The following is an 18,279-nucleotide window of genomic DNA, read 5'->3' as shown; positions in this document are numbered from 1 at the left end:
CACGCCTTGGCATTCTCCTTTCACGCCTTGGCCTTCCCTTTCACGCCTTGGCGTTCTCTTTCACCGTGATCCGCCCCTTGCGGATCGTCGCGACCCGGGGAGCCTTCTTCGCCAGCACGGAGTCATGGGTGACCATGACGAAAGTGAGCCCGTGCTCCTTCCACAACGTCTCCAGGACTTCCATGATCTCGTCGCGCGTGGACTCGTCGAGGTTGCCGGTGGGCTCGTCCGCGAGCAGCACCTTCGGCCGCTTCACCAGCGCACGGGCGATCGCGACGCGTTGCTGCTGACCACCCGACAGCTCGGTCGGCAGATGCCCCAGCCGTTCGCCGAGGCCCACCGACTCCAGCGCCTCGGCGGCCCGCTCGCGCCGCTCCTTCGTCTTTACCCCGAGCGGCACGAGAGCGGTCTCGACGTTCTCCTGCGCGGTCAGCGTCGGGATCAGGTTGAAGCCCTGGAAGACGAAGCCGATGTTCTCGCTGCGCACCTTCGTGAGCTTCGCCTCCGACAGCCGCGCCAGATCGGTCCCGTCGAGTTCGATGCTCCCGTCGGACGGCTTGTCCAGGCCCCCGAGCATCTGGAGCAGCGTGGACTTCCCACCGCCGGTGGGCCCCTGGATGACCAGCCGGTCCCCGTCGGCGATGGTGAGATCGACCGCGTCGAGCGCGGTGACGGTGTCCTTGCCGCGTGCGTACCGCTTGGTGACGCCGCTGAGTACGTACATGTGCAACTCCCGGGAAGGGTAAGAGGGTTGGTGGCTGGTTCGGCCGCCGGACGGCCGGGCGGCTGTGTGGCCGTGCGGTCGTGGGTCGTGCGGTCGTGCGGTCGTGGGTCGTGCGGTCGTGGGGCGCCCGGTCCCGCTACTCCACGCGCCGCAACGCGTCCGCCGGCCGCAGCCGCGAGGCGCGCCACCCGCCGAACGCCCCCGCGATCAGCCCACCCGTGACGGCGAGCCCCACCGCGACCACGATCGTCGTCACACCGACGGGCGCCGTGAGAGCGACCTCCAGCGCGTTCGACGCGGCCTGCTGCCCACCACCGGGACCGCCTCCGCCCCGGAAGCCGCCCCCGCCGGGTCCGCCACCGAATCCGCCACCCGTCGCCCCGACCTCGGCCTGGAGCGTCGGACTGATCGCCGTCACCGCGTAGGCGCCGGCGAGCCCCAGCGCGATCCCGAGCGCGCCGCCCACGAGTCCGTTGACGAGGGCCTCCCCGACGACCTGCCGGGTCACCCGCCCCGACTTCCATCCCAGCGCCTTGAGGGTGCCGAACTCCCGCACCCGCCGTGACACGGCCGACGAGGTGAGCAGCCCTGCCACCAGGAACGCGGCCACGAGCACCGCGGCCGACAGCCACCTGCCGACGTTGGAGGCCAGGTCGGACGCGGTGGACAGCGACCCGGAGACAGTGGCGGCGAGATCGGCGGAGGTGGTGACGGTCGTCCCGTCGATGTTCTTCTGGATGGCAGCCTTGACGCTGTCGATCTGCTGCGAGTCGTTCGCCTTGACGTAGATCGTGGTGACCTTGTTCTTGGAGTCGCTGAGCGTCTGCGCCTGCTTCAGCGGCATGTAGAGGTTGGCCGCCGCGTCCCCGCTGTCGGGCGTCGCGATCCCGATGACTCCGTACTTGATGCTGTTGATCGTGACGCTGCCGCCGACCTTCAGCTCCTTCTCCTTGGCGTACGACTTGTCCGCGACGACCACCTTGGCGTCTGTCTCGGACGTCTTGAACGTACGACCGCTGGTGATCTTCGAGGAGGTCAGCGGGCCCAGCTCGGGCTCGGTGACGTCCGTGCCGTAGACGGAGTAGTTGTCGACGTCGAACTCGGCGCCGCCGCCCTCGACCCGTCCCTGGGGCTGCCCGGTGCCGCCGTTCCGGCCGCCGCCGGGGCCGCCCTGCTGCCCGCCCCCGGACGCCTCGTCCTGCTGGAACTGCCCGCGCCGGAACTGCCCGTCCACCTTGATGACCTGGAGACTGAGCCCTCCGACGGCCTCGGCGACGCCCTGCTGCTCACCGACCTCGGTGACGGTCGAACTCGCCAGGGTCTGGAAGCCCTGGACCCGGACGAGGTCGCTGCTCTGCTCCTCGTCGGAGTCGTCGTCCTGGGCGTCGAACTCGAACCGGGGGCGTTCGCCGCCGTTCTCGCCGGACGCGGCGGCGGCCTTGGTGACGGTCATGTCCGTACCCAGGCCGTACAGGGATTCGAGGACTTTGGCCTGGGCCTTCTCCATGCCCGAGGATACGGAACTGACCACGATCACCAGCGCGATGCCCAGGGCGAGGCCGGAGGCGACGACGAGCGCCGCCTTTCTGCGGCGGCGCAGTTCGCGCCTCAGGTAGGTGAAGAACATGGCGGCAAGCTAGGTACGCCGCGTGATGAAGGCATAAGCCCGGGATAAGAGCCTGATGAGAACCCTGTGCGCGCCCCCGCGGACACCGCTGCCGCCCTCAGGAAGCCTCAGACACCGATGCCGCCCCCGGGAGACCCGGGGGCGGCATCGACGACGTGCGAGTGACGCGAGTGACTGCGGATCAGACCGCCGAGCCGGCCTTCCAGGCGGCCCAGTCCAGGTTCCAGCCGTTGAGGCCGTTGTCCGGGGCCACCGTCTTGTCACCGGTGTTCCGGATGTCCACGACGTCACCGACGATCGAGTTGTTGTAGAACCAGTAGCCCGCCGTGCCCTTGTCGTTGGCACCCTTGGTGTCGTTCAGACCGACACAGCCGTGGCTGGTGTTGACGTTGCCGAAGACGGAGTCGGCGCCCCAGTAGTTGCCGTGGATGAACGTCCCGGACGTGGTGAGGCGGATGGCGTGCGGCACGTCCTTGATGTCGTACTCGCCCTTGCCGTCGTCGTCGGTGAAGCCCACGGTCGCGCCGTTCATGCGCGTCTCCTTGAACATCTCCGACATCACCATGACGCCCTGGTAGGTCTTGTTCTCGGGCGAACCGGCGGAGATCGGGATGGTCTTGATGACCTTCCCGTCCTGCATGACCTTCATCTGCTTGGTCTTGGCGTCGACGACGGAGACCTGATTGCGGCCGATCTTGAAGGTGACCGTCTTCTGCTGCACACCGTAGACACCGTCGGCTCCCTCGACCCCGTCGAGCGCGAGCTTCAGGGTGACGGTGGAGTTCTCCTGCCAGTAGTCCTCGGGGCGGAAGTCGATGCGGTTGGCGTTGAACCAGTGCCCCACGACCTCCTGGCCGGAGCTGCTGGAGACGGTGATCCCCTTCTGGACCTCGGCCTTGTTGGTGATCGCCTTGTCGAAGTTGATCGAGACGGGCATGCCGACGCCGACCGTGGAGCCGTCCTCGGGCGTGAAGTTGCCGATGAAGCTGTTGGCCGGGGAGACCGTGGTGAACGCGGCGTTCTCGTGCGCCTCGCGGCCCTCGGAGTCCTCGGCGGCCGCCGTGATCTTGTAGCTGGTGGACCGCTCCAGCTGAACGCTCGGCGCCCAGCTCTTCTTGTCGGCGGATATCTCGCCCTCGACGGCGGCGCCCTCGGAAGTGGTCATCTTCACTTCCGTGAGCGTTCCCTTGCTCACGGTGACCTTCGCCGAGTTGTTGATGGAGGCGTTGTCCGAGCCGTCCTTCGGCGTGATCTTGATGTCCGCCTCGGAGGTCTTCTCGGCCGCCGCCTTGTCGGCCTGGGCCTGCGAGGAGTCCCCGCCGTCGTTCCCGGACGCGTTGTCGCTGTCACCCCCGCTGCACGCAGAGAGCACCAGCACCCCGCCGAGCAGTGCGGACGCGACCGTCAGGCCCCTGCGCCGCTTACTGTTCGTCATCACACGCTTCTCCATCGTTGCCGAATCCCCAAAACCCCGAAGATCCCCGTAAGCACTTAAACACCACTACGGCACCGAGCCGTTCCGCCGAAGCGGAGATGTGGGATACGCCACTCCACCCGCAACGGATCGACGGCGACCCGGCGGCGGTGCACTAGTGACTGGTGCGACCCATGAGACGAGAGAACCCCGGGCAGCGGTTGCCGCCCGGGGCCATCAATCTCCCAAGCCGCTCAGCCGAGTCGGTCTTCCTCGTCCTCCCGATCATCATCCTCGTCGAGACCCCATTCCGGCGAATCGGGGTCGTAGTCGATGCCTTCACTGCTCCAGGAGGCCTGGGCGAGTTCGACCCCCGGCACCTCCCCGACCAGGTCGAACGGGTCGACCAGGTAGGCGAGCGCCTCCGCCGTGTCCTCCGTCACCGCACTCTCGGCGTGTACCCGTTCATCGGCGGGCATATCGGGGTCGTCCGCGATCCGCCGCAACGCGGCGCCGGTGACGGCCTCCACATCCTCGACCTCGACCACCAACTCGACGCGAAGCCGGACAAACTGTGATGTCTCCGTTGTGCTCATGCTCCGGAGCGTACGGCTCACAGGTCACGCGACTTTCCCACGACCCGCGCCTTTCATTAGCATCGGTCCCTACGGCCAATTCGCCAGCGCCACAAGGGGATCGATATTCCGTGTCCGTCGCACGTCGCGCGTCGTCCACCGCCCGCCGATCGCTGCTGACCGCCACCGCCGCGGGCACCCTGCTGGGTGCCCTCTGGTTCGTGCCGTCCGCCAACGCGACCCAGGACGAGGCGGCGATACGCGACCGGACGGCGACGAACGCGTCCACGACGACGGAGACGACCACCTCCGAAACCCGCGAACTGGCCGACACGGGTAGCCCCAACACGACCCCGTACGTCATCGGGGGCACGGCGATGCTGGGCGTGGGCGCGGGTTTCCTGGCGTACGCGATCCGCCGCGAGCGGGAAGATTTCGGGCCGGTACGGGGCGTGTAGTCGGGCGCGGGTCCGGTGGGGCTGGTCGCGCAGTTCCCCGCGCCCCTGAAATGCTGGGGCTGCGCCCCATGCTTTTCGGCCCGAAAGGGCCGGAGGCCCTTCAGGGGCGCGGGGAACTGCGCGAGAAGCCCCACCGGACCCGCGGATGGGGGTCAAAGGGGCGCAGCCCCTTGGTGAGGGGACGGGCAGGGGCGGCGGGGGCGAGACAACTCAGGCAAGCCCCCCCGTGACGGACTCCGCCGCCGCCACCAAGCGCCCGTCCCGCACGAACTCCTCGGCCAGCGCCAGATCAGGCGCGAGAAAGCGATCCGGCCCGGGCCCCTCGACCCCGGCACCCCGCACCGCCGCCACCACGGCCCGAGTGGCCGGCGCGGCCACCAGCCCTTCCCGCAGCTCCACCCCCCGCGTCCCCGCGTACAACTCCACCGCGAGCACCCGGGCCAGACCGTCCACGGCGGTCCGCAGCTTCCGCGCGGCCGCCCACCCCATCGACACGTGGTCCTCCTGCATCGCGGAGGACGGGATGGAGTCGGCCGAGGCCGGCACGGCCAGCCGCTTCAGTTCGCTCACCAGCGCCGCCTGCGTGTACTGCGCGATCATCAGCCCGGAGTCGACCCCGGCGTCGTCCGCGAGGAACGGCGGCAGCCCGTGCGAACGGTTCTTGTCGAGCAGCCGGTCCGTCCGTCGCTCCGCGATCGAGGCGAGATCCGCCACCGCGATGGCGAGGAAGTCGAGGACGTACGCGACCGGCGCCCCGTGGAAGTTCCCGTTGGACTCGACCCTCCCGTCCGGCAGGACCACGGGGTTGTCGACCGCCGCCGCCAACTCCCGCTCCGCGACGAGCCGCGCGTACGCGACGGTGTCCCGCCCGGCCCCGGCCACCTGCGGAGCACACCGCACCGAGTACGCGTCCTGCACGCGGGGCGCGTCGTCCTGGTGGTGCCCGGTGAGCCCCGACCCCTTCAGCACCGCGAGCATGTTGGCCGCGGAGGCGGCCTGCCCCGGGTGCGGACGGATGGCGTGCAGCTCGGGCGCGAGGACCCGGTCCGTGCCGAGCAGCGCCTCCAGCGAGATCGCGGCGGTGATGTCGGCCGAGGTGTACAGCAGTTCCAGGTCGGCGAGCGCCATGACCAGCATGCCGAGCATGCCGTCGGTGCCGTTGAGGAGAGCCAGCCCCTCCTTCTCGCGCAGCTCCACGGGAGCGATGCCGTGCTCGGCGAGCAGCTCGCCGGCGGGCCGTACGACCCCGTCGGGCCCCTCCGCGTCCCCCTCGCCCATCAGGGTGAGCGCGCAGTGCGACAGCGGCGCCAGATCGCCGGAGCAGCCGAGCGAGCCGTACTCGTGCACCACCGGTGTGATGCCGGCGTTGAGGACGTCGGCCATGGTCTGCGCGACCTCGGGCCGTACGCCGGTCCGGCCGGAGCAGACGGTCTTCAGCCGCAGGAACATCAGCGCGCGCACGACCTCGCGCTCCACGCGCGGTCCCATGCCGGCCGCGTGGGAGCGGACGATGTTGCGCTGGAGCCTGGCGCGCAGCTCCGGGCTGATGTGCCGGGTCGCGAGAGCGCCGAAGCCGGTGGAGACGCCGTAGACGGGCTCCGGCTTGGCCGCCAGCGCGTCCACGATCTCGCGTGCCGCGGCGAGGGCGGCCACCGCCTCGTCGGAGAGCTCGACCCGGGCGCCGGCGCGCGCCACGGCGATGACGTCGGCCGCGGTGACCCCGGACGTCCCGAGGACCACCGTGTCCACAGAGTGCATATCCATATTCAGGATCGTAGGGACTGAATCGCCGAATGTCACGACCGAACAGCGGAGGGGCTCCTTACCCACCGCGGTCCGCAATCCGCGTAGATCGGAATCCGCTTCGAGAACGATCCGAGCTTGCTCAGAGATTGGTCAGAATCCCCAGGTCAGAGCGTTAGGGGTGCGAACAGGAGCGTAGGGTCGAGATCTCGGACCGGCCCACGGCCCACTCCCCCCTTGGCCGTGGGCAGCCCAGGACCGCGCGCCGACTCGACCCGTCGCGCGGCCCGCCCTAGGACCGGCGCCCTCGAATGCGGCGCCGGTCCCCCGGGTGCGCGGGGTCCACCGGGGCGGGCGGCCGGTCGGCGAGGCTGACCACGGGATCCTCGCCACCCTCCCCCTCACGTCCCGCGACGACCGGCTCGACGGACCCCGCGGCCTTGGCCCGGTACTGCGCCGCGTCGGCCAGCCGGAAGAGCCGCCGGGCCGAGCGCAGCGGCCCGATCGGATCCCCGGTGGACGCGACCCCGCAGGCGACCCCGTCACCCGGTTCCAGCTCCCGCGCCCGCACGCACAGGTCCCCGGCGACCCGCACCACGTCGTCCGCCGACGGCCCCACCGCGAGCAGACAGAACTCGTCCCCGCCGAGCCGCGCGACCAGCACCCGAGGCAGTTCGGCCGCGCAGCGCGACAGCACGGAACCGAACCTCTCCAGCAGCTGATCGCCCATGGCGTGCCCGTAGGAGTCGTTGACCTTCTTCAGCCCGTTGAGGTCGCAGACGACAAGGCTGATCACCGTGCCGTCGCGCCGGTACGCCTCCATCGCCTCGTCGAGCCGGAGGTCGACCGCGCGGCGGTTGCCCAGTCCGGTGAGGGGGTCGGTGAAGGCGAGCCGCCGGGCCTCCTCCAGCCGCTCGGACTGCGCGAGACCGGCCGCCACGACCGAGGCGAGCACGGTGGCGAACGCGGCGTCGTCGCCGTGGAAGACGGGCTCCCCGGCGGGCCGGGCCACATACAGTTCGCCCCACGCCCGGCCGTTCAGCACCACGGGCGCCACCACGCAGCAGCCGCGCCCTCGCCGGCGCAGCGCGGCGACGCGCTGATGGCAGTAGCCGCCGGGCCGCCGACCGCCGACCGGCCCGGCCGCCGTCTCCACCCAGGCGTTGGGCTCACCGCCCTCCAGCCAGCGTTCGTGCAGGAACTCCGCGATCTCCGGGAACTCGTGCACCGGGTACGTCTCGTCCTCCGGGAACTCCTCCTCGTCCGCCGCCCGGTTGCCCACGTTCACCAGCACCCGCAGCAGCCCGCGCTCCCGCTCCCACACGGACAGCGCGGCGAAGCTCCCCGAGAGCGCCCGGCACGATCCGTCCGCGGCCGCCCACCACGTCTCCGGTGACGTACGCGCCCCCGCCATCCCCCGCGCCAACGCGACCACGGCCCTCAGCCGCCTGTCCTCTCCCATCACCCCAGGCTAGGTAGCTTTGCCCTGATTCGGGACGTTAGTGGGGCGAACAGGGGTACGGACCACGGGCACCGGAGCCGAAGGACCACAAGACGGCCACGAGACGGCCGGGAGGGCATGCCCCTGGCACCGGCGCACACAGCCCGAACCCACCCTCACTCCCCCGGCCAGGCCGGCTTCCGCTTCTCGTTGAACGCAGCCACACCCTCCGCCCGGTCGCCCGAGAACGCGACCGAGCGCCAGGCCGCGTCCTCGACCTCCAGACCGGCCCGCAGGTCGAGTCCGTGCCCCAGCCGCAGCGCGCGCTTGGCCGCCCGCAGCCCGACCGGCGAGTTCGCGGCGATGCGCTCGGCCAGCGCCAACGCCTCCGCCCGGTCCCGCCCCTCCTCCACCAGCTCGTCCACGAGCCCCAGCTCCCGCGCCTCCTCGGCCTCCAGCCGCCGCGCCGTGAAGATCAGCTCGGCGGCCCGCGCGACCCCCACCCGACGCGGCAGCAGTTGCGTGCCCCCGCCGCCCGGGATCACCCCCACCGACACCTCGGGCAGCCCCACCACCGCCGTACGGTCGGCCACGATCAGGTCGCAGGACAGGGCCAGTTCGAAGCCGCCGCCCAGCGCGAAGCCGTGCACGGCGGCGATCGTGGGCATCGGCAGCTCCAGCACGCCGGTGTACGCGGCGCGCGCGACGGGCCGCTGCCGCACCAGGTCGGCGTCGCTGAAGGAGTTCCGCTCCTTCAGATCCGCCCCCACACAGAACGCGCGCTCGTGCGTGGACGTCACCACGACGACGCGTACGTCCCGGTCGGCGGCGAGCGCGCCGCACGCCGCCGCGACGGAGCGGGCCATGTCGGTCGACACGGCGTTCATGGCCTTGGGCCGGTCCAGCGCGAGTTCGGCGACGTACCCGTGCCGCCGCACCACGACGAACTCCCCGAACCGCCGCTCTCCCGCCTGCTCCACACCCTCACCCATGACACCCTCCCGGTTAACGACAGTTAACAACCGCCCCGATCATCCCAGCCGCCCCCACCGAACGAAACCCTGGCCGGGCTCCGGATACACCGGCAGGCAATCCACCGGCGGGCGATGCACCGGCAAGCGGCGGCGTCAGCCGTGCGCCCGTCGGCCACCCCAACGGGAGTGCCCACGGAGCCGCCCCTTGACCTGCCCCGGCGGCCTTCTCCCCGTACGGGTGACATCCGGGCCTTCTCCGGCCACACCGCCCACCGCGCCGCATAACCTGCGCTCCGCCATAGGCGCACCGAGGGACACGGGCGCACAGGGGAGGGACGGACCATGACGACGACCACGGCCACCAGGCCGACGCAGACCACACCACGGGCGCCACACCAGCCACCGCAGGCACCGCAATCGCCGCAGGCACCGCAGGCACCGCAGGCACCGCAGGCACCGACCGCAGCAGGGCTTCCCACGGCCCGGACGGCCGACACGCCGCCAGGCGCTCGCCCGGGGCCGACGACATCCTCGCCACCCTGGAAGCCGTCCACGGCCCCCTCAGGCCACACGACACCCTTCTCCGCCGCCCTCTCCGCGACCACAGCCGACGCCGCCACAGAACCCTCGCCCCAGACCGGCCCCGCCCCCCGCCCGCGAGGCCGGCACCGCCGGCCCCGCCCCCGGAAGCTGTTGTTCGCGGTGGGCGGGATGGCCCTGGCGGCGGGTGCGCTGAGCCTCGTACGGCTGACGTCGGACCCGGTCGGCGGCGTCGGCGCGGCAGGTCCGGCACCGAGCGCGGCGGACGACATCACGGACGGGACGACCGAGGCGGGAGCCACCGTGGGCGGCGAGCCCTCCCCCGACGCGGGCACCCCGACCGCCGACACCCCCATGGGCGCCGGGAACCCCACGCCCACCCAGCAGCCGCCCTCAGCGGGAGCGCCCGCCCCCACGCCGACCCCTTCCGGCTACCAGCCCGGCCCCTCCATCGGCGTGGACATCCCCTCCGCCCCAGGTGCCCGCGACCTCCCCAGGACGCCACCGCCACGGGACACCTCCACGGCACCGCGCGCTCCGGAAGCCCAACGCCCCAGCGCGCCGGCACCCACCCAGCCCTCGGCGGCAGCCCCTCAGCAGCCGACCGCGCCCGACGCACCGACCACGCCGACCGACCCCGGGGACACGACCACACCCACGAAGCCCACGAAGCCGGGCCTCTGCGTCCCGATCGTCGGCGTATGCGTCAACGACGCCCTGAGCGGATAGCGGAGATCAGCCCCGCCGGGTGAGCAGCCACGGCTGGACCACGCCCAGCCCGCGCACGGGCCGTTGCCACATCGGCTGGAGGGCGAAGCGGTAGGTGGGCGGTTCCTCGCCCTCCTTCTCCGCGGCGGCCGCGGCCTCGGCGGCCTCGGCCTCGGAGGCGGGCGCCTCGCCCGTACGGATCAGCTCCTCGGCGAAGGCACCGTCGACGAGAACCGCGTCCTTCGGCGCTATCGAGGTGAGCCGGCTCGCGAGGTTCACGGTGGACCCGAAGACGTCACCCATCCGCGTCGTCACCGTGCCGAAGGCCATGCCGACGCGCAGCTCGGGCATGGTCTCGTCGTTGGCCATGGTCTCGATGAGACGCAGGGCGATCTCGGCCGCGACACCGGCGTCGTCCGTGGCGTACAGGACCTCGTCCCCGAGGGTCTTGATGAGCCGCCCCCCGTTCGCCGCCACCAGGTCCGCCGCCGTGGTCTCGAAGGCCTCGACCAGCTCGCCGAGCTCCTCCTCCTCCATCCGCCGGGTCAGCCGGGTGAACCCGACGAGATCGGCGAAGCAGACGGCCAGCCGCCGGTCGACCATCTCCTCGTCGTCCGCGGCCTGCACGACCCGCCCGGTGGCGGCGGCCAGCTGACGGCGCCAGACGTAGACGAGGAACTCCTCCAGCTCCGGCAGCAACAGCTCGACCAGCGGATACGTCACCTCGGTCCGGGTCATCCCCGGTTCCGGCGGCTCGGTCAGGCCCTCCAGGAAGGAGTCGATCTGCCACTCGGCCAGCCGTGCCGTGGTCTGCCCGGTCGAACGGGCCACCTGCACCGCCATGGCCTCACTCAGCAGCCCCGCCTCGACGAGACCGGCCAGGCGCCGCAGCGCGAGCACGTCGGCCTCGGTCAGCGCCTTGGCCTGACCGATGTCCGCGAAGCCCATGGCCCGCCAGAAACGGGACGCCAGCTCCATGGAGACACCGGCGCTGCGTGCCGCCTGAAAAGGGGTGTACCGGCGCTCGGCCCCGAGGATCAGCCCTTCGAGCCGCAGCGCCAGAGGGTCCTCCTCATCGGCGTCCACGCCGTGGGGCTCGCCCCGCTCGAGCGAAGCCGAGAGAGGGGGCGGCTCCACGCGGCCATCCGCGTCCGTGCCGGAGCCCGTGTCCTCGACGCTCACTCCTGCTGCCCTTCCGATCTCCCGCGGTCACGTACTCGACCGGCCTCAACTCTACGGCAGGTGTGCGCCAGCTCACTCCGTCAGGTGGGGCCGATGGTGGACACCCGCCGTCCACACGCACCCGGCGAACGCCGGTGAGCGAAACACGCCCTCCCCCGACACCACCCCGAGTTCCCAGCACCCACCAGCCACACCTCCTGTCACCCACCCCTCAGCACGCACCGGCCCCACGACCCGCACCGGACGCACGGGCCGCACCCGTCAAACGGGCCGCAGATGCACGATGTCCCCCGCCCCCACCGGCTCCTGCACCCCCGCCTCCGTCGCGAGAACGAGCCGCCCGTCCCCGTCCACGGCCACGGCCTCCCCCACCACCGACCGATCCCCGGGCAGCTCGGCCCGCACGGTGCGCCCCAGCGTCGCGCACCCCGCGGCATAGGTCTCCTGGAGCCCGCTCGCGGACGGATCACCCCCGGCCGCCCGCCACCGCCCGTACCACTCCTCCAGCGACCGCAGCACGGCCCGCAGCAGCGGATCACGGTCCGTGCTCACGGCACCGGCGAGCGCCAGCGACCCCGCCGCGGGCACCGGCAGCTCCTCCTCGCGCAGGCTGACGTTGATGCCGATCCCGATCACGACACCCTCCGAGCCCGCCCGCTCCGCGAGGATCCCGCCGGCCTTGCGCTCCTCGCCCCCCACGGTCACCAGCAGGTCGTTGGGCCACTTGAGTGCCGTGTCGACCCCGGCGGCCCGGGACAGCCCGGTCGCGACGGCGACCCCGGTGAGAAGCGGCAGCCAGCCCCAGTGGCGCACGGGCACCTCGGTCGGCTTGAGGAGGACGGAGAAGAACAGACCGGAGCGCGGCGGCGCGGTCCAGACGCGGTCGAGCCGCCCCCGGCCCGCGTTCTGTTCCTCGGCGACGAGCACCGCGCCCTCGGGAAGCCGGTCGGCCCGCCCCGCGAGGTCGGTGTTGGTGGAACCGACGACGGGCACCACGTCCAGGGAACTCCACAGCCCGCCCTCCCGGACCAGGGCCCGGCGCAGGGAGGCGGAGTTGAGGGGTGGCCGGTCGAGGTCGGACCAGCGTCCGCCCGGCTTGTCGTTACCGTCGTCTGAAGAGGAATTTCGCGGCGTCATGCAACCCACATTAGGTGTGGTAAACGCCGCACTGCCGAACAGTTGGCACAGCACTACGCTACGGATGAGTAACCGCACCCACTTATGAGCACGCACCGCGCAGCACGTACTGACTGATCCCTCACGTCCCCATGAGCAGGCAGGGAGCCGCACCCCGATGTCCGAGCCGGTAGAGCCAGCAAGCATCGACATTCACACGACCGCGGGGAAGCTCGCGGATCTGCAGCGCCGTATCCACGAGGCGACGCACGCCGGCTCCGAGCGCGCGGTGGAGAAGCAGCACGCCAAGGGCAAGCTGACGGCCCGTGAGCGGATCGAACTGCTCCTCGACGAGGACTCCTTCGTGGAGTTCGACGAGTTCGCCCGGCACCGCTCCACCGACTTCGGCATGGAGAACAACCGCCCCTACGGCGACGGTGTCGTCACCGGCTACGGCACGGTCGACGGCCGCCCGGTAGCCGTCTTCTCCCAGGACTTCACCGTCCTCGGCGGCTCGCTCGGCGAGGTCTTCGGCCAAAAGATCATGAAAGTCATGGACTTCGCCCTCAAGACCGGCTGCCCGGTCATCGGCATCAACGACTCCGGCGGCGCCCGCATCCAGGAGGGCGTCATGGCCCTCGGCATGTACGGCGAGATCTTCCGCCGCAACACCCACGCGAGCGGCGTCATCCCCCAGATCAGCCTGGTCGTCGGCCCGTGCGCGGGCGGAGCGGTCTACTCCCCCGCGATCACCGACTTCACGGTGATGGTCGACCAGACCTCGCACATGTTCATCACCGGCCCGGACGTCATCAAGACGGTGACCGGCGAGGACGTCGGCTTCGAGGAACTCGGCGGCGCCCGCACCCACAACGCGACCTCCGGCGTGGCGCACCACATGGCGGGCGACGAGAAGGACGCCATCGAGTACGTCAAGCAGCTCCTCTCCTACCTCCCCTCCAACAACCTCAGTGAGCCCCCGGCCTTCCCCGAGCAGGCGGACCTCACCCTCACCGACGAGGACCGCGAACTCGACACCCTCGTCCCGGACAGCGCCAACCAGCCCTACGACATGCACACGGTCGTCGAACACGTCCTGGACGACGCCGAGTTCTTCGAGACCCAGGCACTCTTCGCACCGAACATCCTCACCGGCTTCGGCCGTATCGAGGGCCACCCGGTGGGCATCGTCGCCAACCAGCCGATGCAGTTCGCCGGCTGCCTGGACATCGACGCCTCCGAGAAGGCCGCCCGCTTCGTGCGCACCTGCGACGCCTTCAACGTCCCCGTGCTGACCTTCGTCGACGTCCCCGGCTTCCTCCCGGGCGTCGGCCAGGAGCACGAGGGCATCATCCGCCGCGGCGCCAAGCTCATCTACGCCTACGCCGAAGCCACCGTCCCCCTCATCACCGTCATCACCCGCAAGGCCTTCGGCGGCGCCTACGACGTCATGGGCTCCAAGCACCTCGGCGCCGACCTCAACCTCGCCTGGCCCAGCGCGCAGATCGCCGTCATGGGCGCCCAGGGCGCGGTCAACATCCTGCATCGCCGCACCATCGCCGCCGCCCCCGACGACGAACGCGAGGAGGTCCGCGCCCGCCTCATCCAGGAGTACGAGGACACCCTCCTCAACCCCTACACGGCGGCCGAGCGCGGCTACGTCGACGCCGTCATCCCGCCCTCCGAGACCCGCCGCCACCTGGTCCGCGGCCTGCGTCAACTTCGCACCAAGCGCGAGTCCCTGCCCCCGAAGAAGCACGGCAACATCCCCCTGTAACCACCCGCGACCCCGCTGGGAGCCGACATGACCATCAAGGTCGTACGCGGAAACCCGACCCCGGAGGAGCTGGCCGCCGCCCTGGCGGTGGTCCGCGCCCGCGCCGCGGCGGCGGCCACCGAGCCGCCCGGCGCGCCCGCCCCCCGGGACTCCTGGTCCGACCCGTCCCGCATCGCCGCCCACCGCCTGCCGGCCCCGGGCCCCACCACGTGGAGCCGCACCTACTGGCCCGGCTGAGCGGAACCTCGCCTACCGAATTGAGTACGCGTACTCAGGCGCCCGGCCCGCCGGGCGGCGCACCATCGGAGCATGCTCTGGTCCGACCCTGAGAACGAGCCGCCGAAGGAACTGCGCGACACGCAGGCCATGCTTCGGCGGCTCGGCGTGCTCATGGCCTGCGCCATGCTCCTGGCGATGCTGGTCCTGGGCATCCTCTGACCACCACACCGCACGGAGAGCCGCGTACGGCGAGAAGGGGGCGTGCCGGGGGGTGTCCGCCCGCGGCGGTTGGCGCGTCAACTCGCCCCGCTTCCCGGCCAACCGATTCCGCGCCGTTTCGAGGCCGGACACCCCCCGGCACGCCCCCGACAACGCACCCCACCCGGCCCACTCAGCCCGCACCCCACCCGGCCCACTCAGCCCGCACCCACCGACCCACGCAATACCCTGAGCGCATGAGCGCCCCACAAACCCACCGTCGCCTGATCCTCGCCTCCCAGTCCCCTGCCCGGCTCAATCTCCTGCGCCAGGCCGGCCTCGCGCCCGAGGTGATCGTCAGTGGTGTGGACGAGGACGCCGTGTCCGCGCCCACCCCCGCCGACCTGGCCCTGGCCCTCGCCGAGGCCAAGGCCTCCGTCGTCGCCGCGAAGCCGGAGGTCAAGGGCGCCCTCGTCATCGGCTGCGACTCGGTCCTCGACCTCGACGGCGAGGCCCTCGGCAAGCCCGCCGACGCCGAGGAGGCCACCGCCCGCTGGAAGTCCATGCGCGGCCGTGCCGGCACCCTCCAGACGGGCCACTGCGTCTACGACACCGCCACCGGCCGCTACACCTCCGCGACCGCCTCCACGGTCGTCCACTTCGGCGACCCCTCGGACGAGGAGATCGCCGCGTACGTGGCCTCGGGCGAGCCCCTCTACGTCGCGGGGGCGTTCACGCTCGACGGCCGCTCGGCGCCGTTCATCGACGGCATCGACGGCGACCACGGGAACGTCATCGGCATCAGCCTCCCCCTGCTCCGCCGCCTGCTGGCCCAACTCGGCGTGTCCATCACCGACCTGTGGACGCCCCGCGCCGACTGACGCGAACCCTCACGAGGCACCGGGCGCGGCCGGAGCGGCCTGCTCCGGCCCCCCGCCGCCAGTGCTCCCGGTACCCCCGTCGGCCCCGGAGCCACCTGGCACGGCGTCAGCGACCCCGTCCTGTCGGTCGTACGTCATCAGGGTGAGCAGCACCAGCCCCAGCACCGCCATCATGAACGCGAACGCGCCCCACCCGACCAGCCCCACGGTGAGCGCCCCGAGCAGCCCGTGCACGACGGCGACGCTGATGAGCAGGATCCTGCCGAGCCCGGCGGGGGGACTGTTGCGCAGCGCCACGAGCAGCGCGACGACCCCGCAGAAGACGAAGTAGAGGCCGAAGAGGACGCCCCCGGCCTTCGTGGAGACGGACATCGCGCCGGAATCCAGCCCGGCGAGCGACATCTGCTGCCGGTCGACGACGGTGCCGAGGAGCCACTGGACCCCGGCGATCCCGAGCCCTTCCACGAACAGCACGATCGCCGTCAGTACCGCCACCGGTCTGCGGATCACCGGCCCCACCCACTTCCGCTCTCGTCTGTCGCTCGACGCTCTCCCCGCACACCCACTCGTTACCCCAGGTAGGTGTTCGAGACATCGCGAACGCTACTAACGGGTAAACCTCGGGACAAGGGTTCTTACGAGAGCAAAGAATCGTTGGGCCATTAGTAGGGACTCCACAAAGAAACCCAACCGGCCGCAGCATGGCCGCACAGAGACCTTGACCACATCAGAGGGCTAGGGTTTTCGCGTGGAGTCCTGCGCCATGCTGTGCGACAAGGGATTTCGCGGGTTGAGTGAGCCTCGATTCACGCTCCGTGTGGGCAAGCTCACCATTGTGGACGGGTCGAAACGCCGTGTCGGCAGTCCCTAAACTCGGCTTGTTTCAAGGAGAGGGAGCCATCGTGCGCAAGGTGTTGATCGCCAACCGAGGCGAAATCGCTGTCCGCGTCGCCCGGGCGTGCCGGGACGCCGGGATCGCGAGCGTGGCCGTGTACGCCGATCCGGACCGGGATGCGCTGCATGTGCGCGCCGCGGACGAGGCGTTCGCGTTGGGCGGTGACACTCCGGCGACCAGCTACCTGGACATGGGCAAGGTCCTCCAGGCGGCGAAGGACGCGGGCGCCGACGCGGTCCACCCGGGCTACGGGTTCCTCTCGGAGAACGCGGAGTTCGCTCAGGCGGTCCTGGACGCGGGTCTGATCTGGATCGGCCCGCCGCCGCAGGCGATCCGTGACCTGGGTGACAAGGTGGCGGCCCGTCACATCGCCCAGCGCGCCGGTGCCCCGCTGGTCGCGGGCACCCCGGACCCGGTCTCGGGCGCCGAGGAGGTCGTGGCCTTCGCCCGGGAGCACGGCCTGCCGATCGCGATCAAGGCCGCCTTCGGCGGTGGCGGCCGCGGCCTGAAGGTCGCCCGCACCCTCGAAGAGGTCCCCGAGCTGTACGACTCCGCCGTGCGCGAGGCCGTCGCCGCCTTCGGCCGGGGCGAGTGCTTCGTGGAGCGTTACCTCGACAAGCCCCGCCACGTCGAGACCCAGTGCCTGGCGGACCAGCACGGCAACGTGGTCGTCGTCTCGACCCGTGACTGCTCGCTCCAGCGCCGCCACCAGAAGCTGGTCGAGGAGGCCCCGGCCCCCTTCCTGTCCGAGGCGCAGAACGCCGAGCTGTACGCTGCCTCCAAGGCGATCCTCAAGGAGGCCGGCTACGTCGGCGCCGGCACCGTCGAGTTCCTCGTCGGCGCGGACGGCACGATCTCCTTCCTGGAGGTCAACACCCGCCTGCAGGTGGAACACCCGGTCACCGAGGAGGTCACCGGCATCGACCTGGTCCGTGAGATGTTCCGCATCGCCGACGGCGAGGAACTGGGCTACGACGACCCGCCGATGCGCGGCCATTCCTTCGAGTTCCGCATCAACGGCGAGGACCCGGGCCGGGGCTTCCTCCCGGCGCCCGGCACGGTCACCACGTTCACCGCACCCTCGGGCCCCGGTGTCCGCCTGGACGCGGGCGTGGAGTCCGGCAGTGTCATCGGCCCGGCCTGGGACTCCCTGCTGGCCAAGCTGATCGTCACCGGTGCCACCCGGCAGCAGGCCCTGCAGCGCGCGGCCCGCGCACTGGACGAGTTCACCGTCGAGGGCATGGCCACCGCGATCCCCTTCCACCGCGTGGTGGTCAAGGACCCGGCGTTCGCTCCTGAACTGACCGGCTCCAGCGACCCGTTCACGGTCCACACCCGCTGGATCGAGACCGAGTTCGTCAACGACATCAAGCCCTTCGCGGCCCCCGCCGACACCACCGAGGCCGACGACGACGCCGACCGCGAGACGATCGTGGTCGAGGTCGGCGGCAAGCGCCTGGAGGTCTCCCTCCCGGCCGCCCTGGGCATGACCCTGGCCCGCACCGGCCTCGCCGCCGGCGCCAAGCCGAAGCGTCGCGCGGCCAAGAAGTCCGGTCCGGCGGCCTCCGGCGACACTCTCGCCTCTCCGATGCAGGGCACCATCGTCAAGGTGGCCGTCGAGGAGGGCCAGGAGGTCAAGGAAGGCGACCTCATCGTCGTCCTGGAGGCCATGAAGATGGAACAGCCCCTGAACGCCCACCGCTCCGGCACCGTCAAGGGCCTCACCGCGGAGGTCGGCGCCTCCCTCACCTCGGGCGCCCCCATCTGCGAGATCAAGGACTGACCAGCTCGTGAAATCCCCGCGCCC

The 18,279-nt window shown here is 71.3% G+C and carries 17 protein-coding genes; 7 read left to right on the top strand and 10 right to left on the bottom strand.

The window, feature by feature from the left end; translation table 11 throughout:
- Nucleotides 1–40: 40 nt before the first annotated feature.
- From GWK25_RS05410 to GWK25_RS05395, 4 genes are all read right to left on the bottom strand, one after another.
- On the bottom strand, nt 41–724 hold the full coding sequence (locus tag GWK25_RS05410) for an ABC transporter ATP-binding protein (RefSeq protein WP_215448724.1): 684 nt from the start codon (nt 722–724) through the stop codon (nt 41–43).
- 136 nt (nt 725–860) lie between these two features.
- Nucleotides 861–2,351, bottom strand: coding sequence for an ABC transporter permease (locus GWK25_RS05405; protein WP_215448723.1), 1,491 nt, complete (start codon nt 2,349–2,351; stop codon nt 861–863).
- Nucleotides 2,352–2,532: 181 nt separating this feature from the next.
- A complete protein-coding gene (locus GWK25_RS05400; protein WP_215448722.1) occupies nt 2,533–3,801 on the bottom strand; it encodes an Ig-like domain-containing protein in 1,269 nt (422 codons plus the stop codon).
- A gap of 218 nt (nt 3,802–4,019) precedes the next feature.
- Nucleotides 4,020–4,361, bottom strand: coding sequence for a hypothetical protein (locus GWK25_RS05395; protein WP_215448721.1), 342 nt, complete (start codon nt 4,359–4,361; stop codon nt 4,020–4,022).
- Between the two features lie 152 nt (nt 4,362–4,513).
- Between GWK25_RS05395 and GWK25_RS05390 the strand changes: the two genes are divergently transcribed.
- On the top strand, nt 4,514–4,798 hold the full coding sequence (locus GWK25_RS05390) for a hypothetical protein (protein WP_251829465.1): 285 nt from the start codon (nt 4,514–4,516) through the stop codon (nt 4,796–4,798).
- Between the two features lie 210 nt (nt 4,799–5,008).
- On the opposite strand, the gene hutH is transcribed toward GWK25_RS05390, so the two are convergent.
- The 3 genes from hutH to GWK25_RS05375 all read right to left on the bottom strand — a co-directional run bounded on the left by hutH (nt 5,009) and on the right by GWK25_RS05375 (nt 8,974).
- Nucleotides 5,009–6,547, bottom strand: coding sequence for a histidine ammonia-lyase (gene hutH / locus GWK25_RS05385; RefSeq protein WP_215457214.1), 1,539 nt, complete (start codon nt 6,545–6,547; stop codon nt 5,009–5,011).
- Nucleotides 6,548–6,833: 286 nt separating this feature from the next.
- Nucleotides 6,834–8,003, bottom strand: a complete 1,170-nt coding sequence (locus tag GWK25_RS05380; protein ID WP_215448719.1) for a sensor domain-containing diguanylate cyclase — start codon at nt 8,001–8,003, stop codon at nt 6,834–6,836.
- Nucleotides 8,004–8,158: 155 nt separating this feature from the next.
- On the bottom strand, nt 8,159–8,974 hold the full coding sequence (locus GWK25_RS05375) for an enoyl-CoA hydratase/isomerase family protein (RefSeq protein ID WP_215448718.1): 816 nt from the start codon (nt 8,972–8,974) through the stop codon (nt 8,159–8,161).
- A 693-nt stretch (nt 8,975–9,667) separates the two neighbouring features.
- On the opposite strand from GWK25_RS05375, the gene GWK25_RS05370 reads away from it, so the two are divergent.
- On the top strand, nt 9,668–10,225 hold the full coding sequence (locus tag GWK25_RS05370; protein WP_215448717.1) for a hypothetical protein: 558 nt from the start codon (nt 9,668–9,670) through the stop codon (nt 10,223–10,225).
- 6 nt (nt 10,226–10,231) lie between these two features.
- On the opposite strand, the gene GWK25_RS05365 is transcribed toward GWK25_RS05370, so the two are convergent.
- Complete coding sequence (locus tag GWK25_RS05365; protein ID WP_215448716.1) at nt 10,232–11,386, bottom strand: adenylate/guanylate cyclase domain-containing protein; 1,155 nt, start codon at nt 11,384–11,386, stop codon at nt 10,232–10,234.
- A gap of 261 nt (nt 11,387–11,647) precedes the next feature.
- Complete coding sequence (locus tag GWK25_RS05360) at nt 11,648–12,523, bottom strand: biotin--[acetyl-CoA-carboxylase] ligase (protein WP_215448715.1); 876 nt, start codon at nt 12,521–12,523, stop codon at nt 11,648–11,650.
- A gap of 157 nt (nt 12,524–12,680) precedes the next feature.
- Between GWK25_RS05360 and GWK25_RS05355 the strand changes: the two genes are divergently transcribed.
- The 4 genes from GWK25_RS05355 (at nt 12,681) to GWK25_RS05345 (ending at nt 15,577) form a co-directional block, all read left to right on the top strand.
- Entirely contained in the window at nt 12,681–14,279 is a 1,599-nt protein-coding gene (locus GWK25_RS05355) for an acyl-CoA carboxylase subunit beta (RefSeq protein ID WP_215448714.1), read from the top strand.
- A gap of 27 nt (nt 14,280–14,306) precedes the next feature.
- Nucleotides 14,307–14,516 (top strand): acyl-CoA carboxylase epsilon subunit, encoded by a 210-nt coding sequence (locus tag GWK25_RS05350; protein ID WP_184904269.1) that lies wholly within the window; start codon nt 14,307–14,309, stop codon nt 14,514–14,516.
- Between the two features lie 72 nt (nt 14,517–14,588).
- Nucleotides 14,589–14,717, top strand: a complete 129-nt coding sequence (gene mmpB / locus GWK25_RS44205; protein WP_086784515.1) for a morphogenic membrane protein MmpB — start codon at nt 14,589–14,591, stop codon at nt 14,715–14,717.
- 236 nt (nt 14,718–14,953) lie between these two features.
- On the top strand, nt 14,954–15,577 hold the full coding sequence (locus GWK25_RS05345) for a nucleoside triphosphate pyrophosphatase (protein ID WP_215448713.1): 624 nt from the start codon (nt 14,954–14,956) through the stop codon (nt 15,575–15,577).
- A gap of 9 nt (nt 15,578–15,586) precedes the next feature.
- Here the strand turns inward: GWK25_RS05345 and GWK25_RS05340 are convergent, their stop codons facing one another.
- Nucleotides 15,587–16,087, bottom strand: coding sequence for a hypothetical protein (locus tag GWK25_RS05340; protein WP_215448712.1), 501 nt, complete (start codon nt 16,085–16,087; stop codon nt 15,587–15,589).
- 392 nt (nt 16,088–16,479) lie between these two features.
- Here GWK25_RS05340 and GWK25_RS05335 point away from each other — a divergent pair, with 392 nt between their 5' ends.
- Entirely contained in the window at nt 16,480–18,255 is a 1,776-nt protein-coding gene (locus GWK25_RS05335) for a biotin carboxylase N-terminal domain-containing protein (RefSeq protein WP_215448711.1), read from the top strand.
- Nucleotides 18,256–18,279: the final 24 nt, after the last annotated feature.

This window comes from Streptomyces sp. ATCC 21386, from assembly GCF_018728545.1.
Classification (GTDB): Bacteria; Actinomycetota; Actinomycetes; order Streptomycetales; family Streptomycetaceae; genus Streptomyces.
The sequence above is the reverse complement of the archived record's forward strand: the minus strand, read 5'-3'. Positions and strand labels throughout refer to the sequence as shown.

What these genes read in the sequence shown, in the direction of transcription:
- GWK25_RS05410 (WP_215448724.1), bottom strand. Translation starts at nt 724, where the DNA reads ATGTACGTACTCAGCGGCGTCACCAAGCGGTACGCACGCGGCAAGGAC.
- GWK25_RS05405 (WP_215448723.1), bottom strand. Translation starts at nt 2,351, where the DNA reads ATGTTCTTCACCTACCTGAGGCGCGAACTGCGCCGCCGCAGAAAGGCG.
- GWK25_RS05400 (WP_215448722.1), bottom strand. Translation starts at nt 3,801, where the DNA reads ATGGAGAAGCGTGTGATGACGAACAGTAAGCGGCGCAGGGGCCTGACG.
- GWK25_RS05395 (WP_215448721.1), bottom strand. Translation starts at nt 4,361, where the DNA reads ATGAGCACAACGGAGACATCACAGTTTGTCCGGCTTCGCGTCGAGTTG.
- GWK25_RS05380 (WP_215448719.1), bottom strand. Translation starts at nt 8,003, where the DNA reads ATGGGAGAGGACAGGCGGCTGAGGGCCGTGGTCGCGTTGGCGCGGGGG.
- GWK25_RS05375 (WP_215448718.1), bottom strand. Translation starts at nt 8,974, where the DNA reads ATGGGTGAGGGTGTGGAGCAGGCGGGAGAGCGGCGGTTCGGGGAGTTC.
- GWK25_RS05370 (WP_215448717.1), top strand. Translation starts at nt 9,668, where the DNA reads ATGGCCCTGGCGGCGGGTGCGCTGAGCCTCGTACGGCTGACGTCGGAC.
- GWK25_RS05360 (WP_215448715.1), bottom strand. Translation starts at nt 12,523, where the DNA reads ATGACGCCGCGAAATTCCTCTTCAGACGACGGTAACGACAAGCCGGGC.
- GWK25_RS05355 (WP_215448714.1), top strand. Translation starts at nt 12,681, where the DNA reads ATGTCCGAGCCGGTAGAGCCAGCAAGCATCGACATTCACACGACCGCG.
- GWK25_RS05350 (WP_184904269.1), top strand. Translation starts at nt 14,307, where the DNA reads ATGACCATCAAGGTCGTACGCGGAAACCCGACCCCGGAGGAGCTGGCC.
- mmpB (WP_086784515.1), top strand. Translation starts at nt 14,589, where the DNA reads ATGCTCTGGTCCGACCCTGAGAACGAGCCGCCGAAGGAACTGCGCGAC.
- GWK25_RS05345 (WP_215448713.1), top strand. Translation starts at nt 14,954, where the DNA reads ATGAGCGCCCCACAAACCCACCGTCGCCTGATCCTCGCCTCCCAGTCC.